We start from the raw sequence: 12063 nt of genomic DNA on the forward strand, positions 1-12063 counted from the left end.
TGCTCCTCCTCGTCCCTTCCCGTTGTACCGGACGGACCCCGGCGTCAGGCGCCGTGGTCCGCGAACGGACCATCGGCGGCGAAGGCCAGCGTGGCGAAGCGTTCCCCGATACGGCGGTGGGTGGCGGCGTCCGGGTGGAGCTCGTCGGGCAGCGGCAGTTCGGCGGCGTCGGCCTCGCCGTAGAGATCGCGGCCGTCCAGGTAGTGGAGGTGGGGGTCGTCGGTCGCCCGCTGCTCGACGATCCGGGACAGCTCGTCCCGGATGACGCCCAGCGTCAGCTTCCCGGCGGCGCGCTCGGCGGGGTCGCCGGTGGCCAGGAACCGCAGCTTTCCGGCGCCGAGCGCCTGGAAGTCGAAGGACGCGGGGCCGGGCGTGTCCTCGTGGATGGGGCACAGGATGGAGGAGACGACCAGCAGTGGCGTGGTGGGATGCCCCTCGCGGATGGTGTCGAGGAAGCCGTGCACCGCCGGGCCGAAGGCGCGCAGCCGCATCAGATCGCCATTGACCAGATTGATGCCGATCTTGATGCTGATCAGGTCGGCGGGGGTGTCGCGCATCGTCCGCGCGGTGAACGGGTCGAGCATGGCGCTGCCGCCCAGACCGAGGTTGATCAGTTCCACGCCGCCGAGGGAGGCGGCCAGCGCGGGCCAGATGGCGGTGGGGCTCGCGGCGTCGGAGCCATGGCTGATCGAACTGCCGTGGTGCAGCCACACCCTGCGGCCCCGGTCCGGTACGGGCTCGACGGGGGCATCGGTGCGCAGGGCGATGAGCTCGGTGGTCTCGTTGTGCGGCAGCCAGATCTCGATGTCCTTGACGGTGTCGGGGAGGTCGGTGAAGCGGAGGGTGCCGGCCGGGCCGGGGTGACTCTCGGCGGTCCCGGTGGCCAGGTCGATGGCCAGGGTGTTGCCGCCGGTCACCGTGGACTGGGCGGTCAGACGCCCGTCGATCAGCAGGTCGTAGACGCCGTCCGGGCGGGGCGGGGCGCCCGCGTAGACCCGCTTGGTGGGCAGCGTGTCCAGCTCGACGGCGGTGGCCCGGGTCCGGAAGGCCAGCCGTACGCCGGACGGCTGGGCCTCCACCATGGCCAGCTGCCCATCGGTGCACTGGGCGCGGGCCCAGGCGGGCAGCCGGTGCGGCAGCAGTCCGTGCGCGGTGCGCTCCAGGTCCAGGGCGCCCCGCAGGATGTCGTCGGTGATGGGCGTGGTGATCCAGTGGTGCTCGGTGGTGTGCATCGTTCCAGCCTGTTGATCAGGGATGTACGTATGGATCGCGCGGGCCCGCGATGAGGGATACGCGCGGTGAGCGATATGCGCGGTGAGGGATACGCGCGATGAGCGGTGCGCGCCGCGTCAGGGCGCGGGCCAGTTCCGCAGCAGGGCGTCGAGGGCGTCCAGGGCCCGAGACCAGCTCACCTGGCTGTCCGGAGCGCTGTGGCTGAACCCGCCCGCCATCTCGAGGCTGACGTAGCCGTGGAAGACGCTGCCCAGCAGCCGGACCGCATGCGTCTGGTCCGGTTCGGTCAGGTCATAGCCGCGCAGAATCGCCCGGGTCATCTGTGAGTGCCTGACCCCGGCGCTGGCGGCCGCCGCCTCCGGGTCGAGCCTGAGCCGGGCGGCGGTGTAGCGGCCGGGGTGCTCGCGGGCGTAGTCGCGGTAGACGTTGGCGAAGGCGATCAGGGCGTCCTTCCCCGCCCGTCCCGCCAGGGCGTCGGCGGCCCGGTCGGCGAGCTCCTCCAGGGCGAGCAGGGCGATCCGGGTCTTGAGGTCCTGGGAGTTCTTCAGGTGCGAGTAGAGACTTGCGACCTTGACGTCGAACCGTCTGGCCAGCGCCGAGACGGTCACCTGGTCGAAGCCGACCTCATCGGCGAGCTCCGCCCCAGCCTGGGCCAGGCGTTCCGTGGTGAGTCCTACCCGTGCCATAGCCTTCCTCTCCTCGACCAGAGCCGATTATGCATTTGCCTAAAGGCTTTAGGCAAATTAGCGTGCGGTCTGTGAAGCCGATGACTGAGCAAGAGATCCGCGCCGCGTTCGTGAACTGCTCCAAGGGCGAGGCCAAACGCCTGTCCGTCCCGCGCGACCTGGCCGACCGGCCCTGGGACGACCTGGACTACCTCGGCTGGCGAGATCCGCAGGCCCCCGACCGTGCCTATCTGGTCACCGTGCTGGACGGCCGCCCGACCGCCCTCGCGCTGCGCTGCCCGGGCCCCGCCTCCTGGCAGGCGCGGCGCAGCATGTGCTCGATGTGCCTGACGGCCCACACGGGCGGCGTGTCCCTGATGGTGGCGCCGAAGGGGGGGAAGGCCAGGCAGCAGGGCAACTCGGTGGGCGCCTATATATGCAGCGACCTCGCCTGCTCGCTGTATGTGCGGGGCAAGAAGGACGCGGGCGCCGGATCGCGCCCGCAGGAGTCGCTCACCCTGGAGCAGAAGATCGAGCGGACCGTGGCGAACGTCGCCGCGTTCCTCGCCAAGGTGACCGCCTAGCTCGTATCCCCGGGGGGCCTGTCACGGCCCGTTCAACGGCGGTGCCCCGCACGCCACGGCGTGCGGGGCACCGAGCGGGCCGGACGTCAGCCGCAGTTGGTGTTGGCCTTCTCGAAGCGCACACCGTCGATCCAGCCCCACCAGTCCACGCAGGTGCCCCGTGCGTCCGTGTAGATGGGCCCGGCGTAGGAGCGGTAGTTGCCGCTGTCGTAGATGTTGTGGATCTCCGTGTCGCTCCGCGAGAGGTAGATGGTCATCGGGACCGGGTCACCGGCGACGTTCCGGATCGCGACCAGGCAGTTCTTGCCCGTGGTGGAGCTGTAGGTGAGATACGCCGTGCCCTTGTCCCCGACCTCGGTGGAGTTGACGACCGTGTAGCCGGAGCCGCAGGCGCCGTTGTACGCCGCGTGCGAGGGCGCCGCGGAGGCCGCGGGCGCGGCCACCATGAGGGCGGCCGCGCCGGCGCCGGTCACTGCCGCGCCGGCCAGGGCGCGCTTGATGTGCGTCATGGGTGGGTCCCCGTTCGTGTGGTGTCGGTGCTGTCGGTTGAAGTGCCGTGGGTGGATTTCCCGGTCATGACGACCCGCCACCCGGCCCTTGAGTTGTCCCCCTGCACCGTTACGGCTCTGTCCCCACTGTCACCAGCGTGTAACGGGGGCCCCGCGCAAGAAACACAAGCCGAAAAGATCCTGACGGCCATCGAGCCACCAGTGGACGAGATATCGAATGTTGTGGTGTTCCGGTGGAGGGGATGGGGGTGTTTTCTGGTCCTTCCTCGGCGCTTTCGCCGGATGGGTTGTCGTTGCTGGATGTGGGCGTCCCCGGCGGTGCTGCCGGTGACGCGTCTCTCTTAGACTGTGCCGGTCCCCAAGTTGATCGGAGCACCATATGCGTCGCCTTGCCGCCGCCCTTTTGGTAATGACCGCCTTTGCCTCGCTCGCCGGCTGCGCGCAGGATTTCGACCGGGGCCCTGACGGGCAGGTGACCGATAAGGTCAAGGACGGGAAGAAGTTCTACTTGGTCGTCAAGCCGACCAAGGGGGACGGGGAGAAGAAGTTCCGCGTCAGTAAGTACGACTATCACGACTGCAATCGGGGTTCGAAGTACCCCAAGTGCGTTGACGATTAATCAGTCCGTCTTCACCGACGAGTTCGTCGTCACCGCCGATCGCCGGGTCGGCCGTCCCCTTCGGCCGACCCGTTTGCGATAGGAGTGATTGAGCGTGCGACGAAGCGTGCGCTGTGCGGAGCGATTGGGATAGGGTCGGCCCGGAGGTGAGCCCTGTGCCCGCTGAGGACGAGTTGTTCAGCGCCGTCGACGCGCTGCTGGAGCAGGTCGCCCAGGACGATCTGCCGGCACCGGCCGAGCGCAAGAGGCTGCGTGAGGCCGCGGGGCTGAGCCAGGCCGAGGTCGCCAGGGCGCTGGACATCCGCCGGGAAGCGGTGGGCAATTGGGAATCCGGCAGGACCGAGCCGCGACAGCCGAAGCGCGCCGCCTACGTCCGGCTCCTGAAGGGCCTGGCCGCCCGCTTCCCCGCCCCGGCCGCGGATGAGCCGGGCCTCCCCGACCCGGCCGCCGAGGCGCCGGATCTCCATGCCCCGGCCGTGGAAGCGCCGCGTCTCCCCAGTCCGGCCGTGGAGGCACCGGTCCATGGCCCGGCCGTGGAGGAGCCGGGACTCCCCGCTCCCGCCCCGGCCCCGCGGCGGGTCCGCCCGCCCCGGCCGTCCACTTCGCGGCGCCCGGACGCGCGGCGACCCGCGACAGCGCCAACCACGGCGAGCGCCAAGACCACCGCCGCCACCCCCGCCGTGGACCCACGCTTCGCCAACGGCCCGCTGGCGGTCGTGGACTGCGCGGAGGGCCGGCTCGCGGCGTACTGCCCCGGGGGTCTGATCCTGGACACCCCGGCCAAGTCCCTTCCCGCCCTCGTGGACTGGACCCTGGCCGAGGCGCGGCTGGGCGCCCCACGGCTGAACCGCAACGGCAGGGACGCCGACCCGGTGCTGGTGCTCACCGACGCGGCCGCGGTGCGCTTCGGCCTGCCGGCCCGGCTGACCGACGAGGAGCGGCGGGCCGGTCGGCTGTCCGAGGGCCACAAGGTCCTCAAGCAACTGGAGAAGGCCGACTGGCGGCTCACCCGGCGTGGACTCGGCCCATGGGCGCGAATCTACCGCCCCGCCGAGGGCTCACGGCGCGCCTGCGTCCAGCTGTGCGTCCTGGGCTGGGACGCCCGCGATGCCCGCTCCTGGGGCGCGGCCGCGCAGTTGCCGCCCGCCGAGCTGGCGCAGCTGCTCGGCACGTACGCCGACCGCGTCATGACCCCGTGCGGCTCCACCGCCGTCACCGGCCTGGAGCTGATGACCGCTCTGCACCCGCCCACCCGCGCCGGTGAGCCGGACAGCGGTGGACGACGGCACAGCGAGCACAACCCCGGCTCGCTGGGCACCCAGCCGGTGCGGTGCGCCCCGCCCGAAGCCCCGGACGGCCACCCGCTCCTGGCCCACCTGCCGCGCTTCCACCAGCGCACCCCCGAAGAGGTCCTGGTGGAGGAGGCGTACGACTGGGCACGGCCGCTCACCGACGAGGAGTGCGCCAAGCGCTATGTGGTGGGCATCGACGTCAACATGGCCTTCGCCGCGGCCGCCAACGGCACCGCCTTCGGCCTCGGCGCACCCGTGCACGCCGAGCGACCGCCGTTCGACCCGAAGATCCCCGGCTCATGGCTGGTGGACCTCTCCCACGTCGAACTCGATCCGCGCCTGCCGAGCCCCTTCACCCCGACCGGGGAGCGGCCGTCGGGACCCGCCTGGTACGCCACGCCGACCGTCGCCTACGCCGTCGAACTCGGCTACGGTGTCGCCCCCGTCGAGGCGTACCTCCGCCCGGACAACGGCCGCTATCTGGACGCCTGGTACACCCGGCTGCGGGACGCCTATATCGCCACGATGGCGGACCTGGGGGTCACCGCCGGGATGGAGCCGGGGGAGTTCCTGACCGCGATGGACGGCCACCGGCAGGCCGACCCGCGGATGGCGATCGTCCTCTCCGCGATCAAGGCGACCGTCAAGGGCGGCATCGGCAAGCTGCGCGAACGCCCCCGTGGCGGTGGCTGGCGCCCGGGCCAGCCCTGGCCGGCGCTCCAGCGCCCGACGTGGCGGCCCGACATCCGCGCGGCGGTCATCTCCAAGGCGCGGATCAATATGCACCGCAAGATGCTCAAGACGGCGGCGGCCACCGGCCAGTACCCGGTGGCGGTTCTCTCCGACTGCGCCGTCTACCCCTCCGACGGGCCCAGCCCGCTGGACTTCCTGCCCCACCGGGACGGCAAACCGCTGCCGGGCGGTTTCCGGATCGGGGTGAGTCCGGGGATGGTCAAGCACGAGGGCACCCAGACGACCCTGTGGGCCGAGGGCGTGCGCGAGGAGCACGGCGATGACCTCAATCTCGCCCGGTACATCAAGGACGGCCACGTCGCCGCCCCGGACAACGGAGAGTAGGGGCGACGATGGGCATGCTCGCTGAGAGCCTGGACAAGGCGGTGGAGGGCTCCTTCACGCGTCCCGTCCCCAAGTCGGCCGGTGCGCAGATGCGGTATCTGGTCCGACAGCTCAAGGGCACCCGGGCGGTGGCCGATCTGCTCGGCATCTCCCAGCGCACCGTCGAGCGGTACGTCAAGGACCAGCTCAAGCGGCCCCGTAAGCCCCTCGCCACCCGGATGGAACGCGAGGTGAGGAAGCGGTGGCAGCCGCAGGTGCGCGCCAGGGCCAAGAAGCAGGCCGCCACCACCGGCGGCATCGTCCTCGACACCCGCGCCCGCTTCGGCTTCACCGCCGCCCCCGGCACCACCGATGACGCCCGGCTGCGCCACATCACCCAGGCGCTGCCGCCGCAGTACGCCGCGCGCCTCTTCGACGCCCAGGAGGAGGGCGCCGCCGAACAGCGACTCCGCGACATCGCCGCCGAGGGCCTCCAGGAGATCTACTTCAAGGACCGCGGCCGCCGGGCCCAGGGCCTGCTGGTGGAGTTCACCGACATCGACTACATCGAGATCGACCTGTAAGCGGCGGCCACAGGCGAAGCCCTGACCTTCGTCGGAGTTCTGTCGGTGCTCCCGGCTACATTCGCCATGTGACTGAGCCTTCCTACCTCGCCGCCGTCCGGGAGTCCTACGACACCGTCGCCACCGCCTACGTCGAACGCGTCAAAAACCCCGCCGAATTGGATCCGCTGTCGCGCGGGATGCTGGCCGCGTTCGTCGAGCTCGTACGGACGGCTCGGCGTGGCCCGGTGGCGGACCTGGGGTGTGGGCCCGGCAAGGTGACGGCACACCTGGCCGGGCTGGGGGTGTCGGCGTTCGGCATCGACGTGTCGCCGAAGATGGTCGAGCTGGCCCGAAAGGCTCATCCGGACCTGCGGTTCACCGTGGGGTCGATGACCGCGCTCGAGATCGGGAACGATGAGCTCGGTGGCATCCTGGCCTTTTACTCCACCCACCACACCCCACCGGAGCTGCTGCCCGTGGTGTACGCCGAGTTCCATCGCACCCTGGCGCCCGGCGGACACCTCTTGCTGGTCGGCTATGTGGGGGACGACGAGTTGCTGCGTCCGACGCGGGCGTATGGCGGTCATCCCGTGTCGTACGCATCCCATCTGCTGCCACCGGATCGGCTCGCCGAACTCCTGGACCGGGCCGGGCTCGCCGTCACCGCACGGCTGGTGCAAGCACCCGGCGAAGGCGTGAAGCGGACGGTGGCCAGCTTCATGGCCCGCAAGCCGGAATGACGCCCCCCGGGGTTGCCCGGCCGGATCGAAGGCGTCTCGGCAAACGGTGATCCGGCCTTGCGTGATGGTGAACGTCCCCCGGACCCGGAGGAGCCCCAAGGCGCGGGTGTCAGCGGCGCCCCAGCACCTCGGCCACGCGAATGAACCCGTCCGTGCCATGGCCCAGCGCGATGGCGCGGCGGGTCATGCCCTCGGCCGCGCGCGTCACCCCCGCGTCGATGCCGTGCCCCTCGGAGGTGTGGACGATATGGGCCATGGTCGATACGCCCGAGGTCATCGGGTTGCCCTCACCGGAGAAGGTGCCGCGGTCCAGCTCCTCCGCGGTCTCTTCGAAGAGCGGCGGAAGGATCGCGCCGATGCCCTTGGCGAAGGGCGCCAACTCCCGGGCGCTGATCCCCTCCACCCGTGCCACCGCCAGGGCGTGCGCATAGCCCGCCATCGCCGTCCAGAAGATGTCGAGCAGCGCGATGTCGTACGCCGCCGCCCGGCCGATCTCCTCGCCGAGGTGGGTATGGGTACCGGCCAGTGCCTCCAGTACGGGCCGGTGCTCCTGGTAGAGCTCCGCCGGGCCGCTGTGGATGAACACCGAGGCAGACGTTCCCATGGTGGTGGTCGGCGTCATGACCCTCGTAGTTCACCACACACCACGGTCAACGCGCTTGCGGCGACCGCCTCTTCCGCCGAGGACGCGCCAACCGCGCCCCGCTCGATCAGCTCCCGGTCCCTGCCCGGCGTCCGGTTCCAGACCGTGATCCGCAGCCCGGCGTCCGGAAACGCGTCGGGCGTCGGCGGTTGCCAGGACTCAGCGAGAAGGTTCTGAGTCAGGCGCTCCGTGAGATGGAGACGGACGGGCTGGTGCACCGGGAAGTCCACGATGTGCTGCCACTGAAGACCGTGTACTCCCTCACCCCGTTCGGCCGCGACCTTTCCCAGGCGTTGGCCCTCCTGTCCGATTGGGGACGTCGTCGCCTGGAGAAGCTGGCCGAGGCCCAGTCGGCACCCTGACGCGACGCCACCTCCGTGTCATCCGATCCGGCGGCCCTCCGGCCGCCCACCACCAGATTCGCCCGGCCGCGCGTCGGTGCCAAGTACCCAAAAATAAGTGGGTACGGCGGATGACACGGGACCGGTATGCGAAGGTCCCGATGACCCCGAGCGGTCAGGTCGTCTTCTGCGTGGACAGGACGGCGGCCTGTACCTCACCGAGGGCCTGTCGGGCGACAGCGCTGAACTCATCGGTGTTGTCGAAGTCGCTCCAGCGCTCGTAGGCGATCTTCAAGGCGAGTGTTCCCAGCTCCGCGGTCACTCGGGCCATGAGGGCGGGTGCACCACGGTGCGCCAGGGCCCGGGTGATCGAAGCGGTGAGGTTCATGCTCTTCAGGGCCTCGCGCTCCTGAAGGTCGGGATGGGCGTCGATCACCGCTCGCCTGCGGACGGCGAATGCGCGGTGGGCGGGCGTGAAGACGTTCCGCCCGAGCGCGTCGAAGCCGCACCCCACCGCTTCGAGCGGGTCGGCCCCGGAGTGCGCGGTCGCGATCGCGGTGGTGAGGTGCTCGGTCAGTGGGTCCTCGCCGAAAAGCACCTCCCGCTTGTCCTGGAAGTGCCGGAAGAAGGTGCTCTTCGTGAGCCCTGCGCGTTTTGCGATGTCGAGCACGGTCGTGTTCTCGTAACCGCGCTCCGTGAACAGTTCGAGGGCGGCTTCAGCGAGCCGTCGCGATGCGTTGGGTTCCCAGCGAGCCATGAACACAGCTTACGGGACTTGGTCTCGTCATAGGGTAAAGTGATAAGACCAAGTCCCATCACTGGCCGTGGAGGCATGCTATGAGCCGAGCCGTCATGCACGAGACGTTCGGAGGACCCGAAGTACTGGAGCTGCGCGAGGTCCCTGAGCCGCACGCGGGAGCGGGGGAGGTCCGCGTGCGCGTGAGTGCCGTCGGCCTCAACCCCATGGACTGGATCCTCACCTCGATGCCGGAAGTGGCGAAACAGTTCGGCATCACTCTTCCGTCCGGCTTCGGCACCGACTTCGCCGGCACCGTGGACGAGGTCGGTCAAGGGGTCTCCGACTTCACCGTGGGCGACCGTGTCCACGGATCCGCAACGGGCCGGGCCGCCGCCGACTTCGTGGTGGTCGACCCCTCCGGAGCGGATACGCTCCGTCGCACTCCGGCGGAGATCGGCGACCAGGTCGCCTGCACGCTCGCGGTGGCGGGAATGACCGCCTCGGCGGCGCTCGCGGCGGCCGACGTCAAGGCCGGCGACACCGTGTTGGTCGGGGGCGCCGCCGGCGGTGTCGGCGTGTTCGCCGTCCAGCTCGCCAAGCTCGCCGGTGCCCGGGTGATCGGAACCGCCTCCGAAGGCACCTTCGGCTTCCTGCGGCAGTTCGGTGCCGAACCTGTCGCCTACGGTCCCGGCCTGGAGGCCCGAGTGCGCGAGGTGGCCCCCGACGGCGTCAGCGCGGCGACCGACCTGTTCGGCACGGAGACGGCCGAGGCGGCGCTCGCGCTCGGCGTCCCGGCGGAGAGGATCTCCACGGTCGCCGCCGGACCCAACCCGCCCGGAGGTGTGCGCCCGACCGGCGGCATGAACGCGCGCCCCGAGGACCTGAAGCGGATCACCGACGCCATAGTCGCCGGTGACATCACCGTGCCGATCGCCGCGACCTTCCCCGTCGAGCAGATCCGCGAGGCCGTGCGACTGCAAGCCGGACGCCACGTCCACGGAAAGATCGTGGTCAACCTCTGAGCCCGTCATTCATTGCGGCCCGGTGCGCTCGCGGCCACGTACGTTCGCCACCGGTGGACTTCGGCTTTCCGGTGTTCGCGGCGCCCGCGGCCCGTATCTCAGCAGTCCAGCAGATGTTCTTGTGAACAGAACATCTATCCCTCATTCTGTCGAGACTGCGAACACACCGACAGCAGGGCCCCCCTGCTGCGTGCGCAACCCCCTGTCCATGGACAGAAAGTGAGATCGTCATGAGTAGCCGGCATCGCCAGTAGCGTCAGCACCTCGCTGCACGGCAGCACCGCCCTGGTGACCGGTGCCACCTCGGGCATCGGCCGTGCCGTGGCCCAGCGTCTGGCCGAACGGGGCGCGCGGGTCGTCCTGCATGGGAGGGACCCCGCGCCCGCGGCGAGTCCTTGGTGAAGGAGATCGCGGAGGCGGGCGGATCCGCCCGGTTCATCGCCGCGGACCTGACCGATGCCGGGGACACGCTGCGGCCGGCCGCGGCCGATCGGCGCCGTCTACGGGGCCTCCAAGGCCGGTGTCGAGATCCTCACCCGTTACTGGGCCACCGAGTTCGGTGGCAGCGGGGTACGGGTCAACACCGTCTCACCCGGGCCGGTGAAGACCGAAGGCACCTCCGCCATGTTCGGAGCGCAGGTGGCCGTGCTGGACCAGGTCAACGCCCGGGGCCGGGCGGGTGAACCGCACGAGATCGCCGAGATCGTGGCCTTCCTCGCCAGTCCCGCGAGCAGCTACATCAACGGCGCGATCCTCTTCGCCGACGGCGGCGAGCTCAGCACGCTGCCGGACTGAGGGGCACCGACCCGTCGCCAACTGGGCTGGGGGCCACACCACACCGACATGCTGACCATGGTCGGAGAACCTCGCCTGCGGGAGCTGGCCTCCCCGCGCCCATAACCGCCCGGCGCGGGCTACCGGTTCGGCGGGATTCGGTAGACGGAGACGTGGGAGCGCGACTCGGCGGTGAATTCGCCGCCGGACCAGTCCGCGTGTCTGCTCTCCAACTCGAATCCCGCCAGCTGGGCCATCAGATCGAGTTCGGCCGGCCAGATGTAGCGGTGCGGGCTGCGGGTCAGCCGGGCCTGCCGGGTGTCGTCGAACCGGAAGTGGTGTGAGACGACGTGCTGGCGCAGTACGTCGTAGGTGTCCAACCCGATGTAGCCGGGCTCGGCCTGACAGACGGTGGCCGTCTGGCCCGGCGGGAGCTTGCGCAGCTCGGGCACCCAGAGCTCGATCACGAACCTGCCACCGGGCTTGAGGTGGCGGGCGGCGTTACGGAAGCACTCGACCTGCTCGGCCTGGGTGAGCAGGTTGGAGATGGTGTTGTAGACGAGGTAGACGAGCGTGAACTCCCCGGGGGCCACGGACGTCGCCATGTCGCCCACGATCACCGGGATCGTCGCTTCGTCGGCCCTGGTGCGCAGTTGCCGGACCATTGGACGCGACAGCTCGATACCGGTGACGGAGACCCCGCGTTCGGCGAGCGGGACGGCCACCCGGCCGGTGCCGATGGCGAACTCGAGTGCCGCTCCGCCGCCCGCGAGCTCGGCCAGGCGGTCCACGGTCGGCCCCAGGATCTCGGGCGCGAACATGCCCGTGCCGGGCGTGTCATAGCGCTGCGCGGCGTCGATGTCCCAGATCTCCTCCTGCTTCATGGCGTCACCCTTCACCGCTGGGGCATGCGATGTCCACCGAATTTGCCCCTCGGGGCCCGGGCCCGGGTTCGCCCGTGCGGCCGGCCTCGCGCTTTACCTTCACACCATCCCCACACAACACCGTTGACGCACTGGGCTGCCGCGGGCACCCGGCTGGGGTCGCCTGCTGAGGAAGGGGCCCTTCGTCGTGATTGTTGTAGCGGTTGCAGTGCTGCCCATGCTGGTTTTGATGCTGCTGGTCATGGACCGTGTCGAGGACTGGCTGTCCGGGTCCTCCTCGGTCCCACGACACGCGGGTGAGCGGCGTCATCTGCGGTTGATCCCCGGCGGGGTGCGGGGATCGGGCTCCCGGGCGAAGGCCGCGTCGTCCGAGCGGCGGTCGAAGGCCGCCTGAGG

At 70.3% G+C, this 12063-nt stretch carries 14 protein-coding genes and 2 pseudogenes; 10 read left to right on the forward strand and 6 right to left on the reverse strand.

Annotated features, from left to right (window positions below):
- Nucleotides 1-44 precede the first annotated feature (44 nt).
- Both KHP12_RS48340 and KHP12_RS48345 read right to left on the reverse strand, forming a co-directional pair.
- Nucleotides 45-1232 carry a GDSL-type esterase/lipase family protein gene (locus tag KHP12_RS48340; protein WP_086883075.1) on the reverse strand — a complete coding sequence of 396 codons (1188 nt, stop codon included), beginning with the start codon at nt 1230-1232 and terminating at the stop codon, nt 45-47.
- 117 nt (nt 1233-1349) lie between these two features.
- Nucleotides 1350-1919 (reverse strand): TetR/AcrR family transcriptional regulator, encoded by a 570-nt coding sequence (locus KHP12_RS48345; protein ID WP_037955853.1) that lies wholly within the window; start codon nt 1917-1919, stop codon nt 1350-1352.
- A 71-nt stretch (nt 1920-1990) separates the two neighbouring features.
- Here KHP12_RS48345 and KHP12_RS48350 point away from each other — a divergent pair, with 71 nt between their 5' ends.
- Complete coding sequence (locus KHP12_RS48350) at nt 1991-2482, forward strand: FBP domain-containing protein (protein WP_211834709.1); 492 nt, start codon at nt 1991-1993, stop codon at nt 2480-2482.
- An 86-nt stretch (nt 2483-2568) separates the two neighbouring features.
- Here KHP12_RS48350 and KHP12_RS48355 read toward each other — a convergent pair whose 3' ends face one another.
- Complete coding sequence (locus tag KHP12_RS48355) at nt 2569-2991, reverse strand: spore-associated protein A (protein ID WP_211834710.1); 423 nt, start codon at nt 2989-2991, stop codon at nt 2569-2571.
- 379 nt (nt 2992-3370) lie between these two features.
- On the opposite strand from KHP12_RS48355, the gene KHP12_RS48360 reads away from it, so the two are divergent.
- The 4 genes from KHP12_RS48360 to KHP12_RS48375 all read left to right on the forward strand — a co-directional run bounded on the left by KHP12_RS48360 (nt 3371) and on the right by KHP12_RS48375 (nt 7264).
- Nucleotides 3371-3610: a hypothetical protein gene (locus tag KHP12_RS48360; RefSeq protein ID WP_037955849.1), complete on the forward strand. Its 240-nt coding sequence runs from the start codon at nt 3371-3373 to the stop codon at nt 3608-3610.
- A gap of 155 nt (nt 3611-3765) precedes the next feature.
- Nucleotides 3766-5979: a telomere-associated protein Tap gene (gene tap, locus KHP12_RS48365; RefSeq protein WP_211834711.1), complete on the forward strand. Its 2214-nt coding sequence runs from the start codon at nt 3766-3768 to the stop codon at nt 5977-5979.
- Between the two features lie 8 nt (nt 5980-5987).
- Complete coding sequence (gene tpg / locus KHP12_RS48370) at nt 5988-6542, forward strand: telomere-protecting terminal protein Tpg (protein WP_210608897.1); 555 nt, start codon at nt 5988-5990, stop codon at nt 6540-6542.
- A gap of 68 nt (nt 6543-6610) precedes the next feature.
- Nucleotides 6611-7264 (forward strand): class I SAM-dependent methyltransferase, encoded by a 654-nt coding sequence (locus tag KHP12_RS48375; RefSeq protein WP_211834712.1) that lies wholly within the window; start codon nt 6611-6613, stop codon nt 7262-7264.
- A gap of 109 nt (nt 7265-7373) precedes the next feature.
- On the opposite strand, the pseudogene KHP12_RS48380 reads toward KHP12_RS48375, so the two are convergent.
- Nucleotides 7374-8089: pseudogene (locus tag KHP12_RS48380) on the reverse strand (imine reductase family protein).
- Here KHP12_RS48380 and KHP12_RS48385 point away from each other — a divergent pair.
- Nucleotides 8048-8269, forward strand: a pseudogene (locus KHP12_RS48385) (winged helix-turn-helix transcriptional regulator); the annotation flags it as partial. The pseudogenes KHP12_RS48380 and KHP12_RS48385 overlap by 42 nt on opposite strands.
- 154 nt (nt 8270-8423) lie before the next feature.
- Here the strand turns inward: KHP12_RS48385 and KHP12_RS48390 are convergent.
- Nucleotides 8424-9005, reverse strand: a complete 582-nt coding sequence (locus tag KHP12_RS48390; RefSeq protein WP_086886019.1) for a TetR/AcrR family transcriptional regulator — start codon at nt 9003-9005, stop codon at nt 8424-8426.
- An 80-nt stretch (nt 9006-9085) separates the two neighbouring features.
- Here KHP12_RS48390 and KHP12_RS48395 point away from each other — a divergent pair, with 80 nt between their 5' ends.
- From KHP12_RS48395 to KHP12_RS53730, 3 genes are all read left to right on the forward strand, one after another.
- Nucleotides 9086-10009, forward strand: a complete 924-nt coding sequence (locus tag KHP12_RS48395; RefSeq protein WP_211834714.1) for an NADP-dependent oxidoreductase — start codon at nt 9086-9088, stop codon at nt 10007-10009.
- A gap of 288 nt (nt 10010-10297) precedes the next feature.
- Complete coding sequence (locus tag KHP12_RS53725; protein WP_372455285.1) at nt 10298-10411, forward strand: SDR family NAD(P)-dependent oxidoreductase; 114 nt, start codon at nt 10298-10300, stop codon at nt 10409-10411.
- A 54-nt stretch (nt 10412-10465) separates the two neighbouring features.
- Nucleotides 10466-10804, forward strand: coding sequence for an SDR family oxidoreductase (locus KHP12_RS53730; protein WP_244203430.1), 339 nt, complete (start codon nt 10466-10468; stop codon nt 10802-10804).
- 119 nt (nt 10805-10923) lie between these two features.
- On the opposite strand, the gene KHP12_RS48405 is transcribed toward KHP12_RS53730, so the two are convergent.
- A complete protein-coding gene (locus tag KHP12_RS48405; protein WP_086886015.1) occupies nt 10924-11667 on the reverse strand; it encodes a class I SAM-dependent methyltransferase in 744 nt (247 codons plus the stop codon).
- A 217-nt stretch (nt 11668-11884) separates the two neighbouring features.
- On the opposite strand from KHP12_RS48405, the gene KHP12_RS48410 reads away from it, so the two are divergent.
- A complete protein-coding gene (locus tag KHP12_RS48410) occupies nt 11885-12061 on the forward strand; it encodes a hypothetical protein (protein ID WP_244203429.1) in 177 nt (58 codons plus the stop codon).
- Nucleotides 12062-12063 lie beyond the last annotated feature (2 nt).

Origin of the sequence: Streptomyces asiaticus (assembly GCF_018138715.1) — a bacterium.
In the GTDB taxonomy this organism is placed as follows: Bacteria; Actinomycetota; Actinomycetes; order Streptomycetales; family Streptomycetaceae; genus Streptomyces; species Streptomyces asiaticus.

Coding starts and splice junctions, on each gene's coding strand:
- KHP12_RS48410 (WP_244203429.1), top strand. CDS start 11,885: ATGCTGGTTTTGATGCTGCTGGTCATGGACCGTGTCGAGGACTGGCTG.
- KHP12_RS48405 (WP_086886015.1), bottom strand. CDS start 11,667: ATGAAGCAGGAGGAGATCTGGGACATCGACGCCGCGCAGCGCTATGAC.
- KHP12_RS48395 (WP_211834714.1), top strand. CDS start 9,086: ATGAGCCGAGCCGTCATGCACGAGACGTTCGGAGGACCCGAAGTACTG.
- tpg (WP_210608897.1), top strand. CDS start 5,988: ATGGGCATGCTCGCTGAGAGCCTGGACAAGGCGGTGGAGGGCTCCTTC.
- KHP12_RS48340 (WP_086883075.1), bottom strand. CDS start 1,232: ATGCACACCACCGAGCACCACTGGATCACCACGCCCATCACCGACGAC.
- KHP12_RS48355 (WP_211834710.1), bottom strand. CDS start 2,991: ATGACGCACATCAAGCGCGCCCTGGCCGGCGCGGCAGTGACCGGCGCC.
- KHP12_RS53730 (WP_244203430.1), top strand. CDS start 10,466: ATGCCGGGGACACGCTGCGGCCGGCCGCGGCCGATCGGCGCCGTCTAC.
- KHP12_RS48360 (WP_037955849.1), top strand. CDS start 3,371: ATGCGTCGCCTTGCCGCCGCCCTTTTGGTAATGACCGCCTTTGCCTCG.
- KHP12_RS48345 (WP_037955853.1), bottom strand. CDS start 1,919: ATGGCACGGGTAGGACTCACCACGGAACGCCTGGCCCAGGCTGGGGCG.
- KHP12_RS48390 (WP_086886019.1), bottom strand. CDS start 9,005: ATGGCTCGCTGGGAACCCAACGCATCGCGACGGCTCGCTGAAGCCGCC.